General features: G+C 62.8%; 27 protein-coding genes. 16 read left to right on the top strand and 11 right to left on the bottom strand.

Features of this window, described 5'->3' with window-relative positions; translation table 11 throughout:
* Nucleotides 1-205 precede the first annotated feature (205 nt).
* The 3 genes from AAW51_RS26140 to AAW51_RS31140 all read left to right on the top strand — a co-directional run bounded on the left by AAW51_RS26140 (nucleotide 206) and on the right by AAW51_RS31140 (nucleotide 3114).
* Nucleotides 206-478 (top strand): hypothetical protein, encoded by a 273-nt coding sequence (locus AAW51_RS26140; RefSeq protein ID WP_047196962.1) that lies wholly within the window; start codon nucleotides 206-208, stop codon nucleotides 476-478.
* A gap of 650 nt (nucleotides 479-1128) precedes the next feature.
* Nucleotides 1129-2046, top strand: coding sequence for a WD40 repeat domain-containing protein (locus tag AAW51_RS30265; protein ID WP_157360060.1), 918 nt, complete (start codon nucleotides 1129-1131; stop codon nucleotides 2044-2046).
* 936 nt (nucleotides 2047-2982) lie between these two features.
* Nucleotides 2983-3114, top strand: coding sequence for a hypothetical protein (locus tag AAW51_RS31140; RefSeq protein WP_256365048.1), 132 nt, complete (start codon nucleotides 2983-2985; stop codon nucleotides 3112-3114).
* Nucleotides 3115-3374: 260 nt separating this feature from the next.
* Here AAW51_RS31140 and AAW51_RS28610 read toward each other — a convergent pair whose 3' ends face one another.
* The 5 genes from AAW51_RS28610 to AAW51_RS29540 form a co-directional block, all read right to left on the bottom strand.
* Nucleotides 3375-4949 carry a Tle-like phospholipase domain-containing protein gene (locus tag AAW51_RS28610; RefSeq protein ID WP_053013927.1) on the bottom strand — a complete coding sequence of 525 codons (1575 nt, stop codon included), beginning with the start codon at nucleotides 4947-4949 and terminating at the stop codon, nucleotides 3375-3377.
* A 676-nt stretch (nucleotides 4950-5625) separates the two neighbouring features.
* Nucleotides 5626-6276 (bottom strand): hypothetical protein, encoded by a 651-nt coding sequence (locus AAW51_RS30270; protein WP_157360061.1) that lies wholly within the window; start codon nucleotides 6274-6276, stop codon nucleotides 5626-5628.
* Nucleotides 6277-7075: 799 nt separating this feature from the next.
* Nucleotides 7076-7708, bottom strand: a complete 633-nt coding sequence (locus tag AAW51_RS28620) for an SMI1/KNR4 family protein (protein WP_053013929.1) — start codon at nucleotides 7706-7708, stop codon at nucleotides 7076-7078.
* 79 nt (nucleotides 7709-7787) lie between these two features.
* Complete coding sequence (locus tag AAW51_RS26175; protein ID WP_047196966.1) at nucleotides 7788-9209, bottom strand: NucA/NucB deoxyribonuclease domain-containing protein; 1422 nt, start codon at nucleotides 9207-9209, stop codon at nucleotides 7788-7790.
* A gap of 216 nt (nucleotides 9210-9425) precedes the next feature.
* Nucleotides 9426-9770, bottom strand: coding sequence for a PDDEXK nuclease domain-containing protein (locus AAW51_RS29540; RefSeq protein WP_083438596.1), 345 nt, complete (start codon nucleotides 9768-9770; stop codon nucleotides 9426-9428).
* Nucleotides 9771-9887: 117 nt separating this feature from the next.
* Here AAW51_RS29540 and AAW51_RS26180 point away from each other — a divergent pair, with 117 nt between their 5' ends.
* From AAW51_RS26180 to AAW51_RS30275, 5 genes are all read left to right on the top strand, one after another.
* A complete protein-coding gene (locus AAW51_RS26180) occupies nucleotides 9888-10619 on the top strand; it encodes a hypothetical protein (protein WP_157360062.1) in 732 nt (243 codons plus the stop codon).
* Between the two features lie 305 nt (nucleotides 10620-10924).
* Nucleotides 10925-11410, top strand: a complete 486-nt coding sequence (locus tag AAW51_RS26185; protein WP_047196968.1) for a hypothetical protein — start codon at nucleotides 10925-10927, stop codon at nucleotides 11408-11410.
* Nucleotides 11411-11508: 98 nt separating this feature from the next.
* On the top strand, nucleotides 11509-12429 hold the full coding sequence (locus tag AAW51_RS29545; protein ID WP_083438597.1) for an ADP-ribosylglycohydrolase family protein: 921 nt from the start codon (nucleotides 11509-11511) through the stop codon (nucleotides 12427-12429).
* A 32-nt stretch (nucleotides 12430-12461) separates the two neighbouring features.
* A complete protein-coding gene (locus tag AAW51_RS26190) occupies nucleotides 12462-13085 on the top strand; it encodes a hypothetical protein (RefSeq protein ID WP_157360063.1) in 624 nt (207 codons plus the stop codon).
* Between the two features lie 68 nt (nucleotides 13086-13153).
* The gene (locus tag AAW51_RS30275) at nucleotides 13154-13375 is read left to right on the top strand and encodes a hypothetical protein (protein ID WP_157360064.1); all 222 of its coding nucleotides are present in this window, start codon (nucleotides 13154-13156) and stop codon (nucleotides 13373-13375) included.
* Here the strand turns inward: AAW51_RS30275 and AAW51_RS26195 are convergent.
* The 4 genes from AAW51_RS26195 to AAW51_RS26210 all read right to left on the bottom strand — a co-directional run bounded on the left by AAW51_RS26195 (nucleotide 13372) and on the right by AAW51_RS26210 (nucleotide 18537).
* Nucleotides 13372-14295: a hypothetical protein gene (locus tag AAW51_RS26195; RefSeq protein WP_157360065.1), complete on the bottom strand. Its 924-nt coding sequence runs from the start codon at nucleotides 14293-14295 to the stop codon at nucleotides 13372-13374. The genes AAW51_RS30275 and AAW51_RS26195 overlap by 4 nt on opposite strands.
* A gap of 160 nt (nucleotides 14296-14455) precedes the next feature.
* Nucleotides 14456-15391, bottom strand: coding sequence for a hypothetical protein (locus tag AAW51_RS30280; protein ID WP_157360066.1), 936 nt, complete (start codon nucleotides 15389-15391; stop codon nucleotides 14456-14458).
* Between the two features lie 495 nt (nucleotides 15392-15886).
* Nucleotides 15887-16693, bottom strand: a complete 807-nt coding sequence (locus AAW51_RS26205; RefSeq protein ID WP_047196972.1) for a PEP-CTERM sorting domain-containing protein — start codon at nucleotides 16691-16693, stop codon at nucleotides 15887-15889.
* A 773-nt stretch (nucleotides 16694-17466) separates the two neighbouring features.
* Nucleotides 17467-18537 carry an IS30 family transposase gene (locus AAW51_RS26210; RefSeq protein ID WP_047196973.1) on the bottom strand — a complete coding sequence of 357 codons (1071 nt, stop codon included), beginning with the start codon at nucleotides 18535-18537 and terminating at the stop codon, nucleotides 17467-17469.
* 253 nt (nucleotides 18538-18790) lie between these two features.
* On the opposite strand from AAW51_RS26210, the gene AAW51_RS26215 reads away from it, so the two are divergent.
* Nucleotides 18791-19519 (top strand): VOC family protein, encoded by a 729-nt coding sequence (locus AAW51_RS26215; protein WP_047196974.1) that lies wholly within the window; start codon nucleotides 18791-18793, stop codon nucleotides 19517-19519.
* Between the two features lie 49 nt (nucleotides 19520-19568).
* Here AAW51_RS26215 and AAW51_RS26220 read toward each other — a convergent pair whose 3' ends face one another.
* On the bottom strand, nucleotides 19569-20000 hold the full coding sequence (locus AAW51_RS26220; RefSeq protein ID WP_169788086.1) for a DUF4153 domain-containing protein: 432 nt from the start codon (nucleotides 19998-20000) through the stop codon (nucleotides 19569-19571).
* A gap of 333 nt (nucleotides 20001-20333) precedes the next feature.
* On the opposite strand from AAW51_RS26220, the gene AAW51_RS26225 reads away from it, so the two are divergent.
* From AAW51_RS26225 to AAW51_RS26250, 6 genes are all read left to right on the top strand, one after another.
* Nucleotides 20334-21068: a PEP-CTERM sorting domain-containing protein gene (locus AAW51_RS26225; protein WP_238947696.1), complete on the top strand. Its 735-nt coding sequence runs from the start codon at nucleotides 20334-20336 to the stop codon at nucleotides 21066-21068.
* 650 nt (nucleotides 21069-21718) lie between these two features.
* Nucleotides 21719-21991 carry a YlcI/YnfO family protein gene (locus AAW51_RS26235; protein ID WP_047198336.1) on the top strand — a complete coding sequence of 91 codons (273 nt, stop codon included), beginning with the start codon at nucleotides 21719-21721 and terminating at the stop codon, nucleotides 21989-21991.
* Nucleotides 21988-22302, top strand: a complete 315-nt coding sequence (locus AAW51_RS26240) for a type II toxin-antitoxin system RelE/ParE family toxin (protein ID WP_047196978.1) — start codon at nucleotides 21988-21990, stop codon at nucleotides 22300-22302. Before AAW51_RS26235 ends, AAW51_RS26240 begins: the two co-directional genes overlap by 4 nt.
* A gap of 219 nt (nucleotides 22303-22521) precedes the next feature.
* Nucleotides 22522-22656 carry a hypothetical protein gene (locus AAW51_RS31430; protein WP_417903588.1) on the top strand — a complete coding sequence of 45 codons (135 nt, stop codon included), beginning with the start codon at nucleotides 22522-22524 and terminating at the stop codon, nucleotides 22654-22656.
* 87 nt (nucleotides 22657-22743) lie between these two features.
* Nucleotides 22744-23220: a T6SS amidase immunity protein Tai4 family protein gene (locus AAW51_RS26245; protein ID WP_053013930.1), complete on the top strand. Its 477-nt coding sequence runs from the start codon at nucleotides 22744-22746 to the stop codon at nucleotides 23218-23220.
* 1 nt (nucleotide 23221) lies between these two features.
* The gene (locus tag AAW51_RS26250; RefSeq protein WP_047196979.1) at nucleotides 23222-23953 is read left to right on the top strand and encodes a PEP-CTERM sorting domain-containing protein; all 732 of its coding nucleotides are present in this window, start codon (nucleotides 23222-23224) and stop codon (nucleotides 23951-23953) included.
* Between the two features lie 250 nt (nucleotides 23954-24203).
* Here AAW51_RS26250 and AAW51_RS30285 read toward each other — a convergent pair whose 3' ends face one another.
* A complete protein-coding gene (locus AAW51_RS30285; protein ID WP_238947697.1) occupies nucleotides 24204-25109 on the bottom strand; it encodes a hypothetical protein in 906 nt (301 codons plus the stop codon).
* Nucleotides 25110-25732: 623 nt separating this feature from the next.
* Between AAW51_RS30285 and AAW51_RS26255 the strand changes: the two genes are divergently transcribed.
* The gene (locus AAW51_RS26255) at nucleotides 25733-26455 is read left to right on the top strand and encodes a PEP-CTERM sorting domain-containing protein (protein WP_047196980.1); all 723 of its coding nucleotides are present in this window, start codon (nucleotides 25733-25735) and stop codon (nucleotides 26453-26455) included.
* The last annotated feature ends 53 nt before the right edge of the window (nucleotides 26456-26508 follow it).

Consider the following 26508-nt stretch of genomic DNA (forward strand, 5'->3'; position numbering starts at 1 on the left):
CATTTCGTCAGCAGCCAGCCCGCCTTTCAGCGCCCGCTCTTCATGCAACGCACAGCGAGTGCAGCATCATGTCGCGCGTGTCTGTCAACAGGGTGTCCCCCACAACGGCGTTCCTGATACCGCGGAAGATGCACGCCCGCAAACTGACGCTGTCGCACTAGCATTGCGCTGCCTATGGGAAGTCCGCGAAGCAAGGAGCACGTGCATGACCGCGCCGATTCAACTAGCCATCACGGCTGAGTCTGAAGATGAATTCGAAGACCTGCTATCGCGCGGCCAGATGTTGCTCGGCCTTGTTGCGACCATCAAGCAGGGCAGTTCGACCTACTCGGCGCCGATCGTCCGGCAGTTTAATGGCGACCCGACGACGAACGTCGTGTCCTTCGAGTTCGACGGCACGGCTCTCGTCCTTCTGGGCAGGACCCTCGATGGAAGAGCGGCTCTTGCTGCAGCAGAGCAGGCGACCATTGCGAATTGACGCGGTTTCACGCGATCAAGGCGTTTGGTCACAGTGATCCTGTGAGCGGTGCCAGACGATGGAGGTCGGGGTCAGCACGACCGATTGGAAGCGTCAGCAAGCACTCGCTCGTGCGGGCGCTTGGTCGTTGAACCCGTCCCGCATGTCCTCCATCAACTCATACTGGCCCGAGATCAAGCTCGCATTGCAGTTATTGGTAGGAGCTTTAGCAGCTGCGCAAGTGACCTCGCCGCCGCGGCCTGCTCAGCCGTCCATGAGTCTGGCAGAGGCAGTGGCGACTCCCCATTGGCGGGACGTCATCACAACGGCGCAAAGGGTTTCGAGGCAGCGTGTCGATGAAGATCGCATGCAAGCGGCATGTGCTGTCGCAATGGCGTCAGCGCGCACGACGCTTGCGCCGCTCGACGCTTTTCTTACCGCAGCGTTAGAGGCGCTGGACCCGATGGCGGTGTATCAAACGCCAGCGGAGACCGCGGAGCGAAAGGCTCAACGGCCGTCGTTTACTGACATTGGGCTTGAGCTAGTGCCAAAAGTCATCGGGCAGCCACTGCTCGTTGTGTCACCAATAGTCGGCGCTCCAGCAGAGCGCGCAGGTGTGCGCCCACGATCGGCGTACTTCTACCATCTGATTGACATCACGAGCCACACGAATGCGTCCGTCCCGTCATCCCCGACTTGGTACCTCTTTCGAAATTCGCTTCGTTCCAAGCACAGATCTCGTGCTTGTCTTGGGCGGGGCTGTTTATCTCTGGTCTGGTTATGGCCACACAAAAGTCGGCAAGGTGCGCCCGTTCTCGCACCCTTCGTCCATTGATCTCTTGCAGGACGGCAAGCAGGCGGTGGTCAAGAACACCGCCGGGAAACTCGCGATCGTCAATCTTCCATCGCTTGAAGTGCGCCATCTCCCAACCTTGGGCGCTACGAGCGAGGGCTGCCAGGCATTGATCTCACCGTGTGGCCAATTCGTTGTTGACGGAAGCTGGGACGGAGAACTTGTCGTTCGCTCGCTCGTGACCGGCGTGTCCGAGTTTAGAGAACACCATGAGAACGCGATGATGGTCTGGCTGTCATGCGACCACACGCGAGATACCTTCGTCTACGTGCGGCAGCCAAAGGCAGTCGGGGAGCAAGCGCCCAGGCCAAGCGAAGTCATCGTGCGCAGGTGGCCCTTTTCCTCCAACGAGGAGACCATGGTGCGCGGCCCGTGGGGCAACGTCCATGCAGCGTCGCCCAGTCCAGAGGCGACCCACCTTGCCGTGCTTCACCAACTTGCCACCGGCGAGGTGGCTCTGGATGTGGTTGAAGCAGAGACTTCGCGCATCCTTGCCACATCGAACTTTGAGTACGGTGGAACCAATCACTCTCTGGCTTGGTCCCCTGACGGGCGCATCCTGGCGACTGTTCAGCGGGGACGCGCCGCCTTCTTCGAATCGAGGTCGCTCAGTCTGCTTGGCGCCTATGAGATCGAGCACCCCTGTTGGGTCGAGTTCTCGCCCAATGGCGAGTACGTCGCGCTCGGCTCATGGGACAAAGGGACGATCAAGAGAGTCGCTGAGGTTCTCGGGTGAACCGCATCCGTGGGGAGCTTTCATGGCCATTCTTACCTGTGCTGCTAAGGTACGAAAGGGACTTCCCCGCCCCGAGCTAGCCCCACTCTGCCGGAGGCGTTGGAGCGGCGAACGGCAGCTGAATGCCACGACGGAAAGTGCCTGTGGCGCTCGACCTATTGGAACGGACAGACTTCATTCTGGATCTGTTCATAGTGATGAATTCGGCACAGGACACTGTTTCTCACGCGCAGACGATGACACCCCGAGTGCTTGCACTGCTCTGGTCCAACCTCATGTGCTAGCGACTCCCGGGATGCCAGTGCTCGGGCGCGCTTGTCCGTTTCGTGCTGATGTTTCGCGGCGAGACTGCACTCGCGCATGACGTCCGCAACGTACTGTTGAGCTGCGGAGACATTTCGAAAGACGCATCCGAGTTCACTGGCTGGCCAACCAAGGTCTTCCACCCCTCTGCTAGGTTCCGGGCGAGATGCGGAACTTCAAATTCAAGGCCTGGCCCTGACGTGCCCCCTCTGCCCCTGGTCTGCGCCGCCCTTCACGCTGAAGTGAGGAAGAGTCGGTCGACAGGGCGCCGATCAACCCGAGGCATCAGTCGCCGCCCTTGCTGCGACCCGGTAGACTCGACGAATGCGCCGCCTGCTTGCCTGCGTCTTCGCCTTCCTGCTTGCCCTGCAGGCCGGCGCAGCAGTGGCGCGCTCTTACGCCCCTTGTTGCGACGGCTGTCAAGACCTTGCCATGTGCATCGCAGCGGACTGCAAGGCCTGTCCGGCGCAGGCGGTCCTGCCGGCACAGCTGACGCTCCCGCCCTCACTGGGAGCAGTCCAAGACTTTCTCTACGCCGACGTCACGGCCGACGAAGCCGTTCCCGATATTTGGCGACCTCCTCAGTGAACCCATCGTGGCTTGATGTTGTTCTCAACTTTTTTGGAGTTCGCAATGAAATCGAAGATCGTCAAACTCGCCGCCGTGGTCTCGCTGCTCGGCGCGTCCGCGGCTGCATGGGCGGCCGGTTCGTGCTGCGGCGACCTGGAGTGCTGCCTGCAGATGCTGGCCTGCTGCTTCGAGTGACCCACCGCGGCTGAAAAGCCGGAAGGGCCACGCCGCAAGGGGTGGCCCTTTTTCTATGGCCTCGACGGACAGTCGAGGCAAAACGGGGTGAGGCCTTTGATTTGACGTGGGGCGCTGCTACGTTCCGGACGGGGCCAGGACCTGAAGTTCAAGGCTGCTCATTGCCAAGCAACTAGGCTGATATCGAGCCCCAGGGCATCAGCGCCTCACCGCGCCGGCCAACCCAGTGCTGACGCCGCCGCTCCCGATGCGAGGGTCGATCAGCTGAACAAGCCCACGAGCCGCTTCGTCACCGACTGCCCGACGTTGTCGACCGTCTTGCCGCCCCAAGCCGCGAAGTCTCCCACCTTGTCGGCCCCAATCTGCACCCCTTCGCCGAACGTCTCCATGCCGTTGCGCACGGTGTTGCCGGTGTTCTCGACGAAACTGGCGGTCGCGTTGCTGACGGCATTGTCACCACCCAAGAGGCGGATGTCGGCCCCGACGCTGTCGGTGAGGGTGGTGACGGTGCGCCCGCTCAGCTGCTGAGCGCGCAAGCCGAAGCTGCCTACCACATCGAAGGCGGTGTCGGCCATGATGCCGTTGAAGGTGAAACTGTCGAGGGGACTCGGGTCTTGGGCCATGTCCTCGAGGTCACGGCCGGTGCGTTTGCCGATCTGCACGAGATCACGACCAAAGTCCACCGAGGTCGTCACACCATGGCCGAGTTGCGTGAGCCCTGCCGTGCGCGCATTCGGAGACACGAGATTGAACACGCCGCGCGTCAGCAGTCCCCCTCCGAGCTGGATCGCCGTTTCGGTATAAGGGCTCAGCACGACGCCCGGTTTCACGACGCCGTCTTCCAAGCTGGTCACGTAGACCCGGTTGTCGTCGCCGCCGCCACCGTGGAGCTGGATCAGGTCGGTGGGATCTTTCAGGCCCACACCGTCTTTGGTGCTCGCCACATGCCACTGCGCGCCCAGCTGTTTCGGGGCCGTGAGCTCGCTCACCGTCGTCAAGGGATCGCCGTCCACCGAATAGCTTCTGATGCTGCCGTCGGTCGCCGCCCGCTCGCGCACGTCGTTGGGGTTGCCGATGCCCAGGCTGCGGATGGTTTCGTTGTTCACCCCTGCCGCATTGAACGTGACGGCCCTTTCCCCGGTGGCCAGTGCCGTGGTGGCCGCCAGTCCGCCGCCCAACGAATGGCCCGTGAACGCGACGTTGCCCTCGCCCACCTGGGCTTGCACATCCTTGCCGAGTTGCACCGCCAGGTTGTATTGCCTGGACGAGATGCCCAGGCCCTGCGCCCCGTCGGCCTTGATGTCGGCGAACTGGCCGGGGTCGGTGCCGGCGTAAGCGACGACGTACTGCCCCTTGGAGTTGCAATAGATGGCGGCCTGGAGCCCGCTTGCCTTGTCGTTGAGCCGCCCGGCGTCGATGTTGAGCGTGTGCCCGGCGCCATCGGTGAGCCATCCGATCGCCCCGTCCACCGGCTTCATGCGTTTCCAGCCTGCGTCCTCGAGGCTCTTCTCCGACTGGGTTCCGTTGCCGGCGTCCACCTGGTAGGCGTCGTTCGACATACGCGCCAGTTGCAGGTCGAGTTGGCGTGGGCTGGTCCCCGTCAGTTCCGTCCTCAAGTCCGGGCCGGAACCCGGCTGGCATGGGGCTGCCGTGCGCGGCGCGGTGGTGGCCAGAGGTTGCGCGGAGCGGATCGTGAGCTGCTGGGTCTGTTGTTGGTCGTTGGCCCCGGCGCTGAGACGATTCCGGAGCCCTTGGGCCAGTCGAAGCGGGCCTTCGAGAAGAGGGCCGTTCAACAGGAGGATGTTGGGTTGAGTGACGTGGGTGATGGCTGCCATGAGATTTTCCTTTTAGGTGGGGATCAAGGCGCGACCTCCTCGCGCTGGCGAGCTCAAACCAGGCGACAACATAGATTCAAGGACGCTTGCGATGGCGCCAGTGGGTGCAATACAAAACAAAAGACGGACGGATGGCTCACGCACGACGACCTGTTCCCCGCTGGGATGCCGGCGAGCATATCCACGCAGGAACGCAACCGCGCTCGAGGTTTCGTGAACGTTGGTAAGGGTTGCAGCTTGCAGGATGTGCGTCACCGCAAGAACGGACGGTGAGCGCGCGGGGGCGTCATGCCGTGGAGCGCAAGTGCAGGGCGTTCGCGATCAGGCTGAGCAACGACAGGCCGCTCATCGCGAGCGCCGCTGCCCTCATCGACGACAGCAGTCAGCCAGCCGGCGGCAGCGGCACCCAGAGGGCGTTGTAGAGGACGCGCGGTTGGAACCAGAAGAGTTGCGTGCCCTTCGGGGCGTCGAGTTCGCTCACCGACTCAGCATCTTCCGTGCAGCGGTACTGCCATTGTCGCCACGCCAGGTGGCACGGACGCGCTTCTCACTGCGGTCGGAAGACCCGCACATCGATCAGCTCGCGGGCCACGCCCGGCCAATGTTTGAGAAGCAGCGGGCGTCGCGCTCCTGCTGATCGCTGGGCACCAGCATGAGGGAGCGTGTCACTGCCTGTTCACTCAACGTCAAGTGTGTAGGTGACGGCTTGGAGCATGCTGGGCAAGGCGCCGCCAAAGTTGAGGGTGTGCCTTCCGGGGCTCAACGGTCGTAGCATCACGTAGTAGCCGTTGGCGGCAGAAGGATAGACCCGCATCTTTGGCTCTGCCAGCGCGCCCAGGTCGAAACATCCCTTGGTTGCGTGGCGATGGTGAACCAGGTTCGGTACCCGAGTGCCGTCGATGTCGAGAACGAGGGCAGTGACTTCGTCGGTCATCGAAGCGGCAGTCCTCGTCACGGCCATGCAGCTGATGGGCGTATCAAGCCGAGGCATGACGACATAGTTGATCAACGGAAAGAACAAGTACTTGCCGCGTGGCACCTTGCAGGTGCGGATGGTGCGTCGTGTTCCATAAGTCCCCGCCAGAAACCACACCTCACCACGCTGCTTGCGATCACACAACTCCCCGGTTCGATCAGCGACTGGACTTTCACTTTGATCAAACGAGCCAGCCCACTGCCACCAAGCGCGGGACCACTCGGCTTGGGAAAGGCCGCCCACTTTCTCGTTAGGAGGAAGCACGAGATTGCTTTGAGCTTGGCTGTGTAAGGAGCCGAGCATGCAAACCAATAAAAGGAACGGACGGAAAATCGCTTTGATCATGAGCATCGGAACGGCGCCTACAGCGCAAATCTTAAAAACCTTCCGCCGGGCCGCATCCAACGGGCCGGCTAGTTTGGCCATTGTCCTGAGAGGTACCAAATGGCGCTTGCGAGCACTGCAAGGCCCGTGACCTCCACGACCAGCGCAACTCCCCCGCTTGCCTCGTCGGCATCGAAGACCCCCTCCGACGGGAAGCGACCGAGTGTCAGAAGTCGATAGACGGCCCACCCAATCGACCACCCGATGGTTTGGACGCAGAAGTCCCATGCAAGCCACCAGCACGCACGGAGCACGACAAGCAGCAGGCTTACAGGCCGAAAGAGGAGATCGTCAGCGTCGAGCATGAATGAAGGCCATTGGTGAGATCCAGCATTTTGCTTCGTCACACCGTGACGGGATGGGCGATCTGGCCCCCCGTTCGAGGGCTCAACGACCGCGGACTAGATGCAGAAGCTCAACGCGGGCCGTCGACACTTTTCGCACGGCATCTAGTTTGCGTAGGCACCCTTGAGCTCAAAGCGACGCGATCCGCAAGCTGCACTCGCTGTGCGGTAGTTGTAGAAAGGTCTAGACGGTGAGCCATGGCTCACCTCCCAGTCGGCGGTATGGGCGTGGAGGCTCGCCTTGCTGAACAAGCGGTACCGAGTTTTGCCTTGCAAGGTGCTTTCGGGGGAATTATCGACAACTTCTCCGCCCGAATGCTGAAAGCGCGGACTCCCAGCGGCTTACCCGCCAATGCTCGTTCGGCTGCGCTGATGCCCCCGCTGGCTTGCGTGTCGTATCGGCGGACGCGGCCGCCGTAAGCTCACCGGCCCCACATGGATTTCCACTCCAGCACGGTCGTGCCCGTGCTCGCGTTGACCCACCCCTTGTTGTTGTCCCAGGCCAGGAGTCCCTGCTCGATGCGGTCAGCCATCGTGCCCAGGTACTCGTTCAGGCTACGGGCGATCACCAGCGGTTCACCGGCCCCACTGTCTTGCAGCAGTTGCCCCCGCACCCCTGCGGGCCCCGGTTGCAAGTCTACGTACAGAGAGTTGATGGTGTTGGTGCGGCTCACCGGGATGCGGTGCCGGTTCCAGTACTCCGGGCGCACCTCGAGGTCCGCCCAGGAGTCATCTTCCACCGGGAACTGATCGTCTCCGCCCGGCTCGTCCTTCAGAGACGCCACCAGATCGCACATCGAGTGCCACTTCTCCAACATACGCTCTAGGCTGCACCAGGCGCCATAGTGAAAGAAGAAGGGGCGGTGCTCCATCGTCTCATCCGCTGCGCCGTCATGGCGCAGGTACGCCGCGCGCAGGTCTTCGGTAAAGCTGATGCCCATCGTCCGCTCGGCCGCCTCGATCTGTTGTGCCGAGGCCGGTGGACGGAGGGTGGGCAACAACGTGGGCGCATGGGCCTCGAACAGGGATTCCAGTCGTCCCCACAGTTCATTCATCGTCTTTTCCTGTTCATGGGATGGGCTGCTGCGGTCGTGTTGCAGGCGACAACCGCAGCAGCGCTTCTACGGCCCTGGATTATTGAATGTGAACCCAGAACTCGTCGCCTGCGACGTGGGTCGGGAGTTGGCCCGGAGGCGTCTGCTGGTCATCGGCGAAGGAGTGGTCGAGTACCCGCTCCGTTCGGTACCAGTTGGTCAGTTTGCCGCCGCCGGCCGCGTTGTTGTGGGCACCGTTGATGCGTTTGGCAGAGGTGCGATCGGGATTGAACGCGCCCCCGTTCCAAGTCGATGCGAACGGATACTCGTCGCACTGGCAGCCCGCAGGGTTGGCGGCACAGCTTGCCGAGGTATAGAGGGGCAACCGGGTGAGGAACAACGAGTCGCTCGCTTGGCATGACCTTTCACGATTTTCTGCGCGAACCCTTTCGGACTTCGCCCGCTGCAAGGCGTTGATCCCCTTGACCGCGTCAGCTGGGATGGCGCGGGTGCCGGCCTTCAGTTGGAACTTCCCTGGTGAGCGAGCAGCATCGTCGGGGTGGTTCTGCGCTTCATAGATGTGCTCGGCAGCTTCCGTGAGCGTCGTGTCTGCTCGGTCCAGTACATACACGGGGGCCGCGTCGGTAAACACGCACCCCTTGGTCCCGCTTTGAGCCACCCCACGGTCACACCGCAGCGCGGGCGGGTAGCTGAGGCCAGAGGGAACATCGTTGTAGATCGGATCGCCGCCGGGATTCAACGGTGCTGCGTAAGGCGTTCCCTTCAGGGTGTACCGGAAGTTGTTCATGTAGACGAGGAACTGCTCCCAATCGCTCTTGGTGTTTGGGTCTTTCGTCCACGAGAAGGTGACGGTCATCTCCTGTTGCGGGCCCCACTGCTTCAGCGTCTTGGTGCTGGCGACGACATCGATAGGTGTTTCGCTGCAGCCTTGTGCTGTGCTGTTGTTGTACCCGGAGGCACATGACACCCGCGGGCGCAGTTGGATGTCCGGGCGGGGGTTCGTGCCCCTGTAGTTCGGGTTCGGCGTGAACTCGATGACCTGCATCCGGAACCGGTAGGTCTTGGCCAGCACGTTGCTGTTGCCATAGGTGGCCAGTTGAGTTCTGACGCGCGCGGTGCCGATCTCCACCTCGACATGGCCGCTGTTCGGGTCGGGCTGGATGTACTCGTAGACCTTGAACTCGCTGCTGTCGGCCATGCGGCAGTCGACGTGCCGGTTCACCAGCGTTTGCTCATAGTCGTTCGGCACGCCTGCCACGAGCGCAAACTCGTTGTCCTGGGTGCAGGGTTGATAGCCCCCTCGTGGCACTCCGGCGGCCGCCGCCGCCTCGACGCTGAGCGCACCGGCCCAGTCGGATGACAGGCCATTCGACTCGGCTTCCGCAGCGGCCTCGTTCGAATCCGATCCGCCGCCTCCGCAGGCGGACAAGGCGCAGGCCGCCGCAAGCGCGAAACCGGCCGTGTAGCGAGCCCACTGGTTATCGATCGTATTTACTCCCATGATGGTCCTTCAATGTTGTGGATAGGCGCACGCACTTCTTCCTCTGCAGGCGCGTGAAGGCCTACAGCGGAAGGGGCACGTGTGGGGGGAATGGGTGCGCGCCGGTCACGGGGGTGACCTTTCCCGCGTCCCTGGGCGCGGTGTGGCACGGGTTGGTGGCGCGTTTTATTTTTTGTGATGCCACACAACGATTAGGACGATATCGAGCGGTTGCGATCATGCCAACCTGGGAGGGGTGGCAGGTGACGCGGACCGCCGATGAAGCGCAGGCGAGAGCGTGTGGCTCCGTGCGTACTCCACGAGCTCTCTGTCCTTCGACGAGGCACAGCAGGAGACCGATGGCTCGGTTCCCGTGCGGCTTTCGTGCGGCTTTCGCACGTCACGGTCCAACGCTTCCAAATGGAAGTTCGGCTTGCCCAAGTGCTCGGGTTCGAAGCGGTCGATCTTCAGTTCAATGGCAACCAGGCAGTTCAGGCCCCAGCAGCGGTAAGCGCCTTGTGTCGTCCCGATCCGGGCCGAAGAACTGTCGCACGCGCCACAGGCTCTGCACTTCCATCGCATTTCCGTAACTCGCTTCGGCTTCCTGACACCCGACTTTCCTTCGGATCCACATCATTGGGCACCTCAACCGGTGCTCGTCTCCCTGCGGCGCCCTCCCGATGGAAAGCGATTGATCCCATGAAAGTCTCTTCCTCCCCCAACGGGGCCAGCCCGCTCCCCTCCGACAGCGCGGCCAGCACGCCGAAGAGCTCGGCCAGTACACAGACGCGCGAGCCTGCGCATAACCAAGGGCCACTCAGCCAGCTGACGACTCGCAACTCTCCAGCGCGCGGCAATGCCTCTCCCCTGCGCGCAGCGTTGCCCGGTTCGGACCCTTCCTTCGGCACGCGCGGGCACCACTACACGAGCGGACATGGCGCTTCCAACACGAACCATTCGCAGCAGCCGGCACCCCCGCAGACGACGCCGTTTCACGCGGGCACGCACAACGACTGCGGCCTCCACACGATCGCGGCGATGACTGGCTGGTCGGAGCAGCAGGTTGTGCAATCGCTGGGGCTGACGCAGCAGCAGATCCAGCACATCAGCGCGCACGGTATGCAACCTCAAGAATTCACCGATGCGCTGACCCGTCTAAACGGCAATAACGGCACGGTGCACCATCGCCAGGGCTCACCCCGATCGCTTGCCGCCAGCCTGCCGCAGCTTCCGGACGGCGCACAGTTCGCGCTCGGCATTGAGCGCAATGCTGGCATCGGCCACCTGGTGACCGGCCAACGTCTGGGCAATCAGTTGGTGATGACCGACCGTCAGTCGGGACAAAGGCAGGCGCTCAGTACCGATCAGGACCTGCAGAACTACCTGGCCCAAAGCGGTGCCTCGCGGGTCCACACCTGGTACAACCAGTAAGCCAAGGCGCCGATCGGCGTTCGCCGGGGGAATGGTCGACGGGCTGAAGTCTGAGGAGCAACACCTCTACGAAAGTAAGGTGTGGCGATGGAGAGGCGAGAGACGTATCGGCAACGACTCTTGCCTCGCAATCCGTCCACGACAGGATCAATACGGGGCCAACCACAGAGTGGGTGCGGGGCCACCCTGGGGGGCGAAGTCGTTTGCCGCAAATCAGTAGGATGTGCGGACTCGTTCACGGCTGATGTAGCTCCATCTGCAATGGCGTGGAGTACGATCCCTCCACTCAATCTGTGGAACGAGTCATGACATTCCAGCGAAGGATGACGCTGCTGAGCGCGAGCATGGCCGTCGCCTGTCTGAGCGCCTGCTCGTCGATGATGTATCAACCGCCTGCCTCTGCTCCTCAGGCAACGATGACGGTGATCAATGTCAATGCACCGGCGAAACGGGTGCTCGGGGTCGCCATTTACAAGCAGGACGATTGTCGTGATGGCGGCAAAGGCGTCTTGTCCAGTGGCATTGGCGAGAACGGTCGAGCCACTTTCAAGATTGAAGCCAGTCAGCCGCTGACCTTCATCGTGGCGGGGCATGATCGAGGAGACTACGTGAAGAACTGTCAGGCGCCGTCGACGTTCACACCCCAGTCCGATCGTCATTACAAGGTGTCGTACTACGAAGACGCTGGCAGCTGCCGCGTTGAAATCCACGAGGAGCGAGCCGGTGGCGGTTTGACTCCCGTCCCGTTTGAGGCGAAGAGGTTTGACCGCGCCACGAGGTCGTGCCGGTAGGTGCTGCGGGCTTCTCTTGGGGAGGTGGCGGTTGACCGGCTTGGAGTGGGTAGACGGCAAAATGACATCTATAACAAGTTGAGCCTTTTGTGGCGGTCATGAACTCTCTCTCCCAAGCGCTGCTCTCATTAGAGGGTCTCTCGATCGGCGACGCCTTTGGCCAATGTTTTTTTCAGCCGTCCTTCAGTGACCAACACCTGGTCAACCAAAGCTTGCCGGAAGCACCTTGGTACTTCACAGACGACACGGAGATGTCTCTATCCGTCGTCGATGTGCTGGCGAAATACGGAGAGATCGACCAGGATGCGCTAGCGAAAAGCCTCGCACTCCATTACAGCTACGATCGAGCGTATGGCCCCTCGATGCACCGGGTACTCGAACGTATTCGCTGTGGGGAACACTGGCGCGACGTCGCAAGCAGCAGTTTCGAAGGGCAAGGCTCTTGGGGCAACGGGGCTGCGATGCGGGCAGCGCCTCTCGGCGCATTCTTTGCAAGTGATCTGAGCGTTGCCGCTGCGCAGGCCGCTCTATCCGCTGAGGTCACGCATGCTCATCCCGAAGGCATTGCCGGCGCGGTAGCCGTCGCGATCGCTGCCGCCCAGGCCACAAGGTTTGCCGGTGCCGGCCGGCTGCCATCACATCAAGAGTTCCTCGACAGTGTCATCGGCCTACTCGCACCGAGTGAGGTTCGCTCCAAACTGGCGAGGGCACAATCGATCCGGAGTGCCGAGTCGGTTCAATTCGCGGTATCGATCCTCGGGAACGGGACTGGGATGTCCGCACAAGATACTGTTCCGTTTGCGTTGTGGTGCTGTAGCCAGCGCTTGACTCGTTACGAAGATGCAATGTGGTTGGCCGTTAGCGGTGGCGGTGATCGAGACACCATCTGTGCGATCGTAGGGGGGGTTGTTGCGTCCTTCGTCGGATCTGATGGAATTCCAGCAGCTTGGAGAAGCCGCCGTGAAACCTTGCCTGCTTGGCATGCAGACGCCCAACCCTCCCATCGAGCGGGCGCCTAACAGCGCCGCTCATGTCGAACGTTAGCTGCCATATGCGAACCGACGCCTACACGCCCGAGGCAATTTGCCGCTGCATGGGACTTCCTTCGTTCGAGCGAGACCCGGCTTGCACAAGCGCAACAGAAGCCGTCCGCCTTCTGTTGCAGCCCTCCTTTCATCCTGAGGTATGCATCACATTCGCCGACGGTCACGTTTCCGTGGTGAATGCGCGGGCCATGATTTGGCGCCAGTTCGAGCCTTCGCCCATGCTCACGGATCGAGATGACGCAAGGATAGGCCCAGAGGCTTTCGCCCGTCTTCTTGCTTCAATGGAGCCGACCAAGCACGTCGGAGCTGTGCCAGGCATAGCTGTTGACGGGATGCCTGTGGAACTGCTGCACTTTCAGGGTGGCTCATCCATTGTGAAAGCCGGACGGAACGCGAGTGGGAAAGGAGATTTCTCCGCTTTCGTGTCGCTCGCCATCACCACTGCGTGGGAGTGCATCTCCAGTCCCTATTGCCGCAACGCACTCTCAGAGACAGCGAAGTACGTCGGCAAGAACCTGCCGCAGGTCGATGAACCGGTACGGAAGCCGACGATAGAAACAATGGTGCTAGGCCCCGAAGAAGATCGCGTGCAGCTGCTCGAGGCATTGCGCAGGCACCATGACGGCTAACCCCCCCATCGAGTGGACAGTTGCCGACCAGCCCGGTCATGCCGCGCACGTTGAACGTTAGGTCGAACATGTACACCGTCGAGATCACGGGCTGGGAGCGAGGGTTCAACAAGGTCGCTTGCACCAGCACTTTGCGCTCCGTTGCCAAGTTGAGTCTTGGGGAAGCCAAACGCACCACTGATGCTGTGCTTGATGGAAGTACTCAACGTGTCCGACTTCCTTCCGAAGAGGAAGCGCGCCGGCTCGTCGAGTTCCTGCAAATGCACGGAGCCGTTGTTCGTCTGGCCTAGCTCCTTCTCGTTGCGCGCCGCAGGACCATCAACAGGAGCCCACCGGCCAGCCCGAGAAACAGGGTGTTGGGCTCCGGAATACTGGGTACAGTCCCGATGCCCGTCGACGCCACTGCGGTCAGATCGATCTCGCCGTTCATCAAGGCGTCGCTTTCGTTGGTGATCGTGAACGACATCGTTGATGTTTTCTCGAGCAGATCCGGCTCACCGATGTGGAGCGACTCCAGGTGCAACTCTTGATGCTGCGCAAGGTCAGCCGGGAATCTCGGTGAGGGGTTGAACCCAAAGTAGAGGGACGCCCTCGCGTGTTCGTTGTGACCCTCGGTCATCCCAGCATCGGCGATGCGCAACCGGGCTTCGAAGGACAGCGTCAAGACGGTGTGGGGTGCCAACTCCAGTCCGAAAAAGTCTGGCGGCCTCGGCTGGTCTGTGCCCTTCGCCACATGGCTCCACACGGAGGCTTTGGTGCCCCCAAAGCTGCGGGTTCGGCTCGTCGTCGACAGACCGGACGCGGTGATGGTGGCCGTCGCGCTGCTGCGGCTGTCGGCGAGCGACACCGACATCGGAGTCAGGAAGGCGGTGTCAGCGCTGTTCTTCTGGTGTGCAGGATAGCCATCGAGGGGATGGTGCCGATCTTCGACCATGACCTCGGAAATCGCCCAGAACTCGCCCGACCTGGGTGCACGGCGCCGGTCCAGCCGCCACGAGGCGCTTTGACCGTCGCCCGGCCGCAGGTCGACAACTTCGAATTGCAAGGGGTCGGCCCAGGCGCTGGCCACCGGCTCGGCAGGCACCGCTGTGACAGCCAGCATCGCCACGGCCCCTGCTGCCATTCGAGTGGCTGCGCGGGGCCTGCCGGATGCGTCGCGCCGTCCACCGAGGAGGATTCCGAGCGTGGCTTTCCATTCAAAACGCTGCATCTTGATCTCCCGTGTTGGATGAGACCTGGGACCGCCTGATCCCTTGCTGAAAACGTCCAGGAGGACAGGGATGCGTGTCGCATTCGGCCGTCGCTTTCCAGTGGTGGTGCCCGGCCTATGAGGTGGCCACAGCGCCTGGCCCGCTTCTCACCCGGAGGGGTCAGGGCGACGCAGAGCGGGCCGCCTTGAGACGCAAGACGATCAACAGGAGCCCACCGGCCAGCGCGAGCGCAAGGCTGCTGGGCTCCGGAATGGGCGCGGGGCCGATGATCGTCAATGCCGATGCGGACAGGGAGATGTGGCCGTTCATCAAGGCGTCGCTGTCGTTGGTGAGCGTGAACGACATCGTCGCCGACTTCTCGAGCAGATCGGGGCCCCCGGTGTTGTGCGACCGCAGGCGCAGCTCGGACCACTGCGCGGGGTCGTCGCCAGCCGGGTTGAAATCAAAGAAGACATGTGCCCATGCGTACTCTTTTTCACCCGCGGTCATTCCATCATCGGCAACACGCAACTGGGCCTCGAAGGACAGCGTCAAGGCGGCGTAGGGTGCCAGCTCCAGGCCGAAATAGCCCGGCGGCGGCGCTGCGTAGTCGAAGTGATCGAGCCGGACCAAGGCGAGGGCATCGGTGGACCCGAAACTGCGCGTTCGGCTCGTCACCGACAGGCCCGACTCGGTGAGGGTCGCCATAGCGCTGCTGCGCTGGTCCGCGAGCGACACCGACATCGGAACCAGGAACGCGCCGTCAAACCTGGTTTCCTGGAGGGCGGGGTGAGCTTCGTCTCTGGGATGGTGCCATTCACGGACTTCCACCGTCGACGTCGCCCAATAACCTTCACTGAGTGGCTGGCGGGAAGGGCGTCGGGTCCGGTCCAACCGGTACCAGGCACTCTGGCCGTCGTCCGGGCGCAGGTCGGCGACCTCGAACTGTAACGGGCCGACCGAGGCGCTGGCCACGGGTTCTGCGGGCACTGCAGTGACGGCCAGCGCCGCCGCGGCACTCGCGGCCAGCCGGCTCGCAACGCGGTGAGTCCCGGCTGCGGTCCTCTTCGCAGCAAGCAGGATGTCTAGCACCGACCTCCATGAAAAGAGCTGCATCCCGACCTCCTGTGTTGTACGCGGACATGGGCCGCACAGGAACAGTAGTCATGCAACGGGGTTCGCGCCACCTTCATTCGTGTCAGTGGAAGTCACGCGGCTTCCCTTGGTGCAGGAACATCCCTTGCACTTCTGCGCCGGCAGTTCGCCCGCGAGGCCGTGCGCACAGAGGGACCGGGAAGGTGATCGGTCTCAGAGTCGATACCGGTGAAACCAGCGTCAACCTCCCAGTGGTCTGCAGAAACCGAGCAGGTCACGGCCGCGATGCGCGCAGCCTTGGCTCGCCGCAGGGCGGGCCAAGCGGACTCAGCGGGAGGACTGATCCGCGTCACAACGGCGAGGGCCGGGCCAGCTCCACCGAGGTCGTAGTCCCTGCACTTGGATGTCCTCCGCGATGACTTCCCCGAACGCTTGCCGCTCTTCGCCGCTAGGGCCGCGAGCGGTTCAGCTTTCAGGTCGTCGACTTCATGGCAAGCGACCGCTGGTCGCCCCCGGTCACCCCTGTTGCCGGCGCCGGCGTGCCACCCCCCCCAGCGCGGCAAGGCCGGCCAGGGTCAAAGCCCACGTCTGCGGTTCCGGTACGGCGGCGACAGCGCCCACGAAATGGAAGGAGCTGTACGGCGTGGCGTACAGCCAGCCATCGGTGTTGTTCTCAAAGGTGATGCTCAGCTGTTCGAAACGCGAGAAAGAGGTGACGGTCTCATTGCTGAGGGTGACCTCGTAGTAGTCCCAAGGATTGGCAAACAAGCTGCCGGCCTCTCCGGATGCGGTCCAGACGTTGAGCCAAAGCGCCGGTGAGATGTCCCAGGATGAGCAGCGTTTTCCGGCCCAGCACTTTGCCGTGATCTCCCCCGTTGCCTCGGTATCGATGGACACCGTCAGGCGCGTATGAGGCGCCAGTGCGATTTCGGCCGGGTCCTCCGAGTTTCCGAGTGCGAACAGGAAAGACTGATAGCTGGTCGGGTTGCTGACGTCTATCGAGGACTGGAGCGTGCCCGTCGAGCCGTCGGCGCTGAGATCGCCTCGCGCGCCCGCAGCGCTGAACGAGTCGCGGGTGACGCCCGCCGGCGGATTGAGCGACGCGAGTTGCCCACCACCCAGGATATATCCTCCCGAGCCCGCCCCATCCGGCCAGTTCCCGAGCAACCGATCAACGCCTTCTTGGTCCGGCTGGTAGCTGTCGGTCGTGTCCAGATCCTCGAGCGACACCTGCAGGTTGCTATAACGCAGGCTGCCCTTGTCAGCGTGTGCGAGGGGCAGTGCGAGGCACAGGGCGAGGCCCACCAGAGATTTCTTCAACATGTGTAACGATCCCTATTCATTTCGTATTGTTGATCTGGGCCGCCGCGCACGATTCTCACGTCGTGTTCGGCGCACCAGCGTGGGAATTGTTCTCTCTGCAACGGCGGGCTTGCTGTAATCGGAGGTGACTGTCACCTCGGCGCCACGCGATCGCGAGTGCGGGGACGGCTCACGTAGGTGTCCACGGTCAGCTGCCGTCGGCGCCTACGCAGCGGCGGCAGCGGCGAAGGGGTGTGCCGCACGGCTGTCACGCGCCCCGCTCGCCGAAGCCGGCCCGTCGTGCCCACAAGGGAGCCGAGCGCGCGCGTCGGCTCCTACAACACCGCTCCTACGTGCCCAGCGGGACCACGGCGCAGCGCAGGCCGGCAGCGCATATCGATCGCCAGCAGACGCTCGGCGGCCGCCCTCGCTACCTCTGCATCTTTGATGCGGAGGTCATCCTCCGAAGGAGCGGTGCCATTGAGGTGACGGCGACAGGGAGACAACATGACACGTTCCATTGGAGGCGGCGTGCTGCAGCCGCTTGCGCTGATGCGTGAGCGTCTAGACACGGCGCCTTGACCGGCTTGCTTTTACCCACAATTTCGCCTCTTCTATGAGCGGTTGGCGCCGAGCCGATGGGATTTCACTGTGAGTACGGTGCTGTGTCGCAACTTGGCAGTACGGGACGGCCCGAGGCTGCCATGGCGAACTTGCGCAGTACAAGGACGGGCCGAGCGATCGAGGCGGGCCAGAACAGTTGGATTGACGAGGAACTGGACGAGAGGGCGGTTTCAAAGCCCAAGTGCAACAACAGGATTAATGTCGATGTTGCGCTGGAAGCAATCCTCGAAGAAGACTTCGGCGGGGCTGCGGAAGCCCAGCGTCTTGCGTGGGCGGGTGTTCAGGCTCCAGGCAATGGCATCGAGTTGTCGTTGGCTGGAGCCGCTCAGGTCCGTGCCTTTGGGCAGGTACTGCCGCAGCAATCCATTGGTGTTCTCGCAGATGCCTCTCTGCCACGGGCTGTGGGGGTCGGCAAAGTAGATCTTCAGCCCGGTGCTCTCGGCCAGCTTCTTGTGCAGCGCCATCTCCTTGCCTTGGTCGTAGGTCAAGGTTTTGCGCAGCTCGGGGTCCAGTGGCGAGAACGCCAGCTCGAAGCCGTGGAGTGCGTCCAGCGCGGTGGCGCCCTCAATCTTCACCAGCATCACGAACAGCGTCTTGCGGCACACCAGGGTGCCTACCGCGGACTTGTTCCTGGCGCCCTTGATCAGGTCCCCTTCCCAGTGGCCGGGCAGCAACCGCTCATCGGCCTCGGGCGGGCGCACGTGGATGCTCACGATGTCGGTGAGCGAGCCGCGCCGGTCCTGCCCGCGAGCACGCGGCTTGCGCGCGCCCTTGCCCTGGCGCAGAAGTGCCACCAGCTCCTTGCGAAGCGAGCCGCGCGGCATCGCGTAAATCGCCTGGTAAATCGTCTCGTGGGAAGCGTGCAAGTCAGGTCGTCCTGGGTATTCTTGCTGCAGTCTGCCGGCGATTTGCTGCGGCGACCAACATTGCTGGAGCAGCCCGCGCACCTCGCGCCAAAGCGCGCTGCCACGGTGGAGCTTGCGCGCCGGGCGACTTAGTCGGCGCACCCGCCGCGCTCGCGCACCAGCGTGCACCGCGTCATAGCCCGGGCGCAGCCGCGGACGCCCCAGCAGGGCACGACCGTTTGCTGGCTGGTGCCCGTTGCGGCGCAGTTCACGACTAATTGTGCTCGGTGCGCGCTGCAACGCTCTGGCGATGGCCCGCGCACTGCTGCCTTGCTGGGTCATCGCCATGATGACCCCACGCTCCTCGGGACCCAACTGTTGATAAGTTCTTGTCATGCAAACACTCTGCGGGGGAGGGAGTGTTGCACTTCGCTTTTGAAACCGCCTTCAGAAAAGTGCGACAACCGTGTGTCACCCCTACCATATCGTTCAATGCTGAACTGTTGTTCAAGTGTCTCGGGTCGAGGAACGCTTATTGTCTCGCTTGGATGAGGGCAGCGGACACATGCGCTCTCGGCCCGAGTGCTGCTTCCGCGAGTCCTGCGCCGCTCAGCCGGTCGGTCCCTCACCGGCTCACTGTCTCCCTCTCATGAACGAAACAACGATTCCGGTCCTTCCCTGCGTGTCGCCCGAAGCGGTCCTCGACTTCTATCACGCGCTCGGCTTCGAGACGACCTATCGAATGACCCAGCCTTACCTGTACATGGTGTTCAAGTTGGGCGGCTTCCAGCTTCACTTCGGCAGGGCACCGAAGGGCCTGGATCCGCACGAGGAACACTCGGGCTGCTGCCTGGTCATCGTGGACGCAGTGGCGTCCTACCATCGATCGTTCAGCGGCGCGCTTCGCGCAAGGTACGGGAAGGTGCCCTCGCGCGGCCTGCCCCGCATCACCCGATTTCGCACGGGACAGAGCCGCTTCACGGTGATCGACCCGTCGGGCAACAGCCTCATCTTCATCCAGCGGGACGAACCTGCTCACCTCGACTACGGCGGCTCCGACACCCTTACGGGTCTCGCCAAGGCCATCGACAACGCGCGCATCCTTTGCAACTTCAGAAACGACGACCGGGCGGCCGCGAAAGTCCTCGATACGGCACTCCGAAAGCACTGGGGCGAGGCCTCCGTACAGGACAAGGTGCGGGCACTTGCAGCGCGTGTGGACATCGCGATCGCGATGGAAGACGTGCAGCAGTGCCGGCAGCTACACGGTCGACTGCAAGAAATAGATCTCCTTGACGAAGTTCGCGAGAAACTGCGCGCCGAACTGGAGATCCTCGACGGGCTGACTCAGTGGCTGTCAAAGGCGGCCGCCGGATGATCGTCATTTCCACAGGCTTTCGCCGGTGCCGCGCCGACGGCCACCAGCGTCAGGGCCACGACGACGTTAATGGCAGGTCTGGCGCCATCCATCCCCGCCGCCGCATCAGCACCGAAGCGGCGTAGCCGAAGGCATACAGCGTGACCAACAGCCCCACCACGGCGCCCCACAGCCGGTCCTCGGTCCAGCCGTGCTGGGGGACCCGCTGTCCCAATCCCCAGTCGCCGAGCAGCGCGAGCGCTGGCATGGCCAACCAGGCAAGCGAGAGCGACTGCGCCATCCAGTCCGGGAACGAGCGGGTCTCGCGGCCGTCCCGGAAGGCGGCGTTGACAAAGGTGATGGTCAGTGCCGCGAACCAGAACAGATAGAAAGCCGCGTGTCGGGTGGCGAACAGCGGTTCAACGCCGGTGAAGGCCAGCGCCACCAGCCAGGCTGCGGCCCACAGCAGCACCCAGAGCACACAGGCAAGCGCTGCGCACACCGGCACCAGCAGCGAATTGCGCCAGCAACCCTCTCAGGCGCCGCCCAGGCCAGCGTCCTGGAAAACGCTCTCGTCCAATTCCTGGTCGACCTAACTGTTCTGCCTCGCCTCGTCCGCGAGACGGGGTCAAGGCCTTAAATCTGAAGTGGGGCACGGTGCAATGTTCGAGGACGGGGCGGGACTTCAAATTTAAGGCCTGACCCTGTTGCCTAATTCGGGGCACCGCGTCGCCTGCGCCTGGTGGATGCACTTGCCCTCCTGGCGTGCTGCTGGGGCAGCGCCGCTGCGGCGCCAGTCGAGGCGTCCGCCTCGTGGTCGAACTTGCGGTTCGAGGTGATCGACCTCGACCGCCACGACGGGGTCGAGGCGGGCTACAGATTCGGCAAGACGTTCAGCGATGCGACCGGGGCCGACTTGCTGGCATACCCGGACAGGCAAGGGTTGCAAAAAGGTTCCAGCTCGTCAGAGTTCATGGCGCCGCTGACTGCCGAGTTGTCGCGCCCGGGGTTGCGCGCGGTGGCCTCGCTCGATCCCCTGTCGGGCGGCAAAGTGAGCAGCAATCTGTGGAGACGCGGCGAGCTCTTGTCGCAGCTGTACACCTATCGCGATGTCCCTTATTTGCAACCTCCCACCGGGGAACTGGGCATCTTGCTGAAGCCGAACACCCAGCTCATCGTCACAGTCGACGTCGCTGTGAGGGCGACCGATGCGGGGGTGCTCGATGGCGTATACACGACGGCCTCGGCCAGCGCCTCCATCGACAGCCGTGCGATTGACCAACCCTCGGAGTTCGAAAACATCGGGAGCACAGGTACCCGCACCAGTACCGACGAATTCGCCGAGAGTTGGGAGCACTCCGCTTCTATCTCGACGACGATGATCAATCGGTCTGACCAATTGCTCGACCACGCCCTGTTCCTGACCCTCCACGCCGATGTCAGTGCGGATGTCCCGGCCGTGCCTGAGCCTTCCACCTATGCGCTGCTGGCGGGTGGCCTAGGTCTGCTCTCTTTCTATACGCGGCGCTGCCGCCACGCCGAGGCCCGTCGAGCCCCGCCGGCCGCGTGAGATGGGCCCGGAGGACGCCAGGCGTAGTGCGCCGCGGCGACTCCGCAGAGGACCGTTCAACCACAGCACGCCGGCGCTGCCGCGGTCGCCGCTGCAGCGCGGCCGCTCGCATACTCTGCAGTCGGCCTTGCCAAGAGCCCTCTTCTGCTCCGTCGTCGCGCACAGCACCTGCGCCTGCTGGGCGAACTGCGTAGCAGCCTACGGACAAGGAACGCAGGCGATGCGAACAGGGGACATTGCTGGCCGTAAGCTTCCCCTCCCCGCCCTCAACGACGGGCCTCTCGCGGTTCTGGTGAATCTCCGGATGAACTACAGAGACGGTACGGGTTTGCGGCCGGACAAGTCCACCCAAAAATCGAGGGCCTTGGAGGCTCATTTTTGCCGCGGCTATGGCGCGTCGTACCGTTTCGTCCAGTGCATCGACGCTGTGTACCTACTGCCGGCCCCCAAACAACGCGAGTCGACGTACAAGCACTCGCCGTTGAGCAAATGAGCCGCATGTCCCCCGGCTACAGCGGGCTCACCGTCGTCCGGGCGGCTTGACGACAGAGCCGCCCCTTGCTCGCGGGTCAGGCCACACGCCAAGCGAGCGCTTTGCGCTCCGCAGTCCCAAAATTGCGCTTGCAACGCAAATGCAATACAATCAGAGCATGAAATCCGCCGTGCTTCCCCAAGTCCGCGTTGAGCCGGAACTGCGCAATGAGCTCGAGGCCGTCTTGCACCCCGGCGAGACGCTGTCGGAATTCGTCGAGGCTTCCGTACGCAAAGCGGTGGAGTACCGCCGCGTCCAAACCCGGTTTCACGAGCGCGGCGAGACCGCTTGGGAGAACTACCAGCGGACGGGCGTGACCGTGTCGGCCGATGACGTACTGGAGCGGCTGCAGGGCAAGCTTGATGCGAAGCGGCGGCAACTCGAAGGATGAGCTTCGAGGTTCGTTTCTCTCCTGAAGCAGACGACGACCTCGCACGCCTGTTCGATTTCTTGCTGGACAGGGCCCAGACGGTCGAAGATCTCGACGATGCCCAACTGGCAATTCACGCGATCCGCTCGGCTGTGTTTCATCAGCTGGCTGCGACTCCGTACAGCTTTAGAAAGACCGGAAAGAGCCCCACCCGACGTGAACTCATCATTCCGTTCGGCCGGACCGGGTACGTGGCCCTCTATGAGATTTCCGGACCGTCGAACATCGTCGTGTTGGCTGTGCGGCATCAGCGTGAAGAGGACTACTACTGACCCGGTGCGCGGCAAGCCCCGCCGTTCAGGGCAGGGAAGGATTGCGCGGATGCGACCTCAGGCGCGGTGAACGGTCACACCGCTCGACGGGTTCCAATCCGCTCGCGCAAGCTTAAAGCGGCAGGCCGTCGCCCCGTAGCTCAACCGTTTGTCGATGCTGTTGTGTGAGCGTACGGTCAAGGCGCGTTGACCGTACGCTTACCTGGTTTCGAAGATGCAATGTGGTTGGCCGTTAGCGGTGGCGGTGATCGAGACACCATCTGTGCGATCGTAGGGGGGGTTGTTGCTCAGAGCCGGGGGCTGCTCGGTCTGAAAAACTCGATGGAGCGACGCCAGAGGACAACTCGCGCTTGACGATGGCGCGAGCTGTTATGACCGCTGCTACCTCAACGTGCCGCGAGTGACCTACCGCACGAGCCAAGCGAGCTTCTGCGCGCTCAAATGATGGCTGCACGCACATTCACGGTCCTCTTGCTGTTCTCGTCGCTCACGGCCGGTGCGGCCGATTGCATCAATGCGCCGCGCCGGACCAATGGGCAGAACTACAAGGACAGGGCACTGGCAAGCTGCATCTCTGCGGCTTACAAGGGATCGGCTGGCGGCGAGGACGCCGACATCAGCAAGAGCGCGTTTATCGAGTGGACGTACTACGAAGAAGACAAGGGCGACGCGGCAACCGACCAGCTGGTGGAGAAGTATCTGCGCCGGGACTACACCAACCCCGTCGATGGTTATGCCGGTGCCAAATTCGACCTGCTCAAGTGCCTGGACATACGGCGGTCGGGCCCGAGCGAGTATTTACAAACATCAACCAGCGACGACGCCTCAGATGCGTACACTGTGCGCGGCCGTAGGGCCCACCTCAATGGGCGGGCGCCTTCCCATCGTGCACAAGAACTTGTTTTCCATAGGGAGTGATATGTTGTCCAAGACTATCCTGGCGGCCGCGGCTGCCTTGTGCGTTGCCGCCCCGGCGGGCGCAGACGTGCTGGCCCAGGCGTCCGTCGAGCAGTTGCGCTTCGTGGTGACCGATCTGACGCCCGATGACGAGATCGATGCGAGCTTTACCTTCGACGCTGGTCTGACAGAGTTCTACCAGGTCTACACCGGTGACCGCAGCTTCAAGGCCGACACGTTCTTCGCCAAGCATACGGTCGAAGAGAACAGCGTGAAGCTGCAGAGCGGTGCGGACAGCCTCAGCGCGACGGTGCGGTATCCAGCGAACCCGGGCGGGGGATGGTCCGAGGGAAAGGTCGCAACCGAAGGGTATGTGACGCTCGCGCCCAATTCAGCATTCACCTTTTCCGGCGTGCTCAAGGCCGACATCTGCTTGGGGGAGGTGCCGTGTGAGGGCGTCGTCGGCATCGCATCGGCTTGGCTCAATTTTCCCGGGCGCCCCGGGCCGGATGCGATCGGTCAGAACATGGTGGAGGTCGCGGACGGCCTTCTCGACTCCGCTACCCAATCGTTCTCCTACATCTACGAGAATCGCTCCTCGCAGTCGGTGCGGCTCTACCTCGGCATGGACGCCTTTGCCTACCACTACACCGCTCCGGTTCCTGAGCCGGCGACTTATGCCTTGATGGCCGCGGGCCTTGCCGCGGTTGGCGCATTGGCACGCCGGCGCCGGGCAGCCAGCACGGCGACTTGATCTCTTCCTGCCGTTCCAGGGTCACGAGACGGGGTCAGGCCTTAAATCTGAAGTGGGGCACTGTGCAATGTTCGAGGACGGGGCGGGACTTCAAATTGAAGGCCGGACCCTGTTGCCTGACCTCTGTTGCCTGACCGTCTCGAACCTTCCGGGCACACCATGCCATCCGCGTGCTTCTTGGCCGTTCCCATGCTGCTTCCCGTTCTACCGATGCTCCCCCGGGTTTGACCTTGATGTGGCAACCTGGCCGTCATCGGTGTCCTTGCAAAGGAGTTGTTGTCGGCTGCTTCGCAAATGCTTCGGCCGATGCCCGCGTGAATTTGTACGACGGAATGGGGACTCCGTCCGAGAAGGCTTGAAGTTTCGTGTTCCAGGTTGCGACGACGTCGCCGTACAGTGACTCCAGCAGGGCCTGCGTCGGTTTTGCGGTCGCCAGCACCACGGGCCGCTGAAGACCGTTCGAGTCATAGCTAGGGCGCTTCGCGTACAAACAGGAATCCAGGCTGCTCTTGTCCGGCTGATTCCCAACCGCTTTTCCCCCTGATGCACGCGCATGCAGGGCAGAGTTCCACACGCATGGCGTGCCGCTGGCGTCAGCTGTGGCCAACCCGCTTGGGTCCATGTCTGCTGCAGGCTTCTTGCTTTGGCAGGCCAAGTCAGAGAGCTTTTCTTCGCTGATATGCGGGGGCCTGATCGGAGGTGCTGACTTGTCTGTCAGGTTCAGGAGCAACTCGGAGAAGGCGCCGATTCTCGATTTACAGGTCCGCTCGATGACCGCCGTCCTTTGATTGAAAACCACGATCTGGCAGTCGTGCCGGGGATCGGCGCCAACAGTTCTGACAAGCTTGTATTCGGCCCACAGCGGGCCGTCGAACAATTCTTCCTGCTCGAACAAAACCAGCTTTGCCAAGACCCTGTCGGGCGGCAGTGGCGCTGGTGCCGGCGGCAGTCCCTTGGCTGCCCGGCAGGCGTCATGGCTGACGCTGATAATGTTCTTCAACCCTTCCACATTGCCATGCCCAACGCGCACCACGCGGATCGGCGGTGCCGTGTCGGCAAAAGACGCAGTCGCGCCGAGCCACATCACGACAGCGACGGCGAGACGGGACGAGGCTGTTGCGACTTGACCTTGGTGATGCGGCCGACGGTGTTTCATGCTCATTACTCTTCGGGGTTGACGCTCATAGCGGTCATCAGTGGTGCCTTCTCGTGACCCCAACGCTTCGGCAGCCTCCCTGCTCCGCAGGCGCGGCGTTCTACAGAGTTGATTGTTCGTCGCCACTGTGTGTGCATACCGCGGTCCTGAAGGAGTGAGGCTTCGACCTTTGGCCTCGCCTCTCACGTTGACGATCCGGCGCTCGATGACCCGAAAGCCTTCCTTGGTGAAGACAGGCTCGGCTGTCAAGCTTACCTCTGAGTAAAGCCTCGCGATTCGAGCCTGCAACGGGAACTGCGAACCAATGAAGCAGAAATCGCGTCCGAGCTCGATGAGGAAGTTGCGCATCTGGGTCAGTAGGCCGCGGTGCAGCTCCGCCTCGGTGTGCCACCTGCAGTCCAAGGAATTCGAGGGCTTAGCCGTCCTTGAACACCTGCGTTGCCGCCTCGCCGTGCAATTCTCTCAGCGCTGCCGAGCGTCAGGGAAGCATCTCAGCTGCCCGCCCGCTGCTCCGCGAAAGATCCGCGTCGCTTCGGTCGCCCCGCAAGCAAGGGGGGCAGGCACGCCAGGCTGCGCCTACCCTTCCAGGGGGCAAGGTTCGCCTGAAATCGATGGAGCGAGACATGGGCAAGAAGCGGTTCGTCGAAGGCTGGGCCCGTGCAATGTTGCTGCCTTTGCTGTTTTTGCTTCACCCGTCAGCCAGCGCGGCCCTCACGGTGTATCGCAGTGTCGACACCTACCTCGCGGCAACCGGCGGCTTGCACGATCTCATCACCTTCGAAGGCGGGCCGGCGCCGGGCATCGCGGTACCGGGTGACCGATTCAGCGACGACATGAGGTTCGAAAGCTGTAGCAAGCCCGGCGGGGACTGCTGGCTCGGCGATCCGAAGGTCACCTGGTTCGACAATGCCATCGCGTCCCCACCGCAAGGAACACAGTTCCGAATCGTCACCGGTGCGCTGGTTTCGGCCGACCCCAACCGCCCCACCTCGACGAATTTCATGGCCCTCGGCATATACGGCGACACGACAACGGCCGGGGTCGACATCTCGTTCCTCGGGAACTCTCTCGACACTTTCAGGCTGCAGGGCGAAACCGGCTTCTTCGGCATGGTGAGCGACGAGCCGTTCGATACGTTCGCGGTCGTACAGGCTGGTCACCATGAAGACGTGGCGCCATTCTTCATCAACGGCGTAGCGATCTCGTCGCCCTCTGGTGCTGCCTCCTTCGACTGGCCGCCACCTCCCATTCCCGAGCCCAGTTCAAGCTCGTTGCTCCTTGGCGGAGCGGCGATCCTGCTGCTGGTACTGCGCCGGTCGACGCGGCGGTCTCGGTTCGGCGCTTGACCTCCCGTGGGCTCGTCTGCGCATGGCGGACGAGGCTGCGCAAGTGCAAGGGC

The sequence above is a fragment of the Caldimonas brevitalea genome (assembly GCF_001017435.1).
GTDB classification, from domain to species: Bacteria; Pseudomonadota; Gammaproteobacteria; order Burkholderiales; family Burkholderiaceae_C; genus Caldimonas; species Caldimonas brevitalea.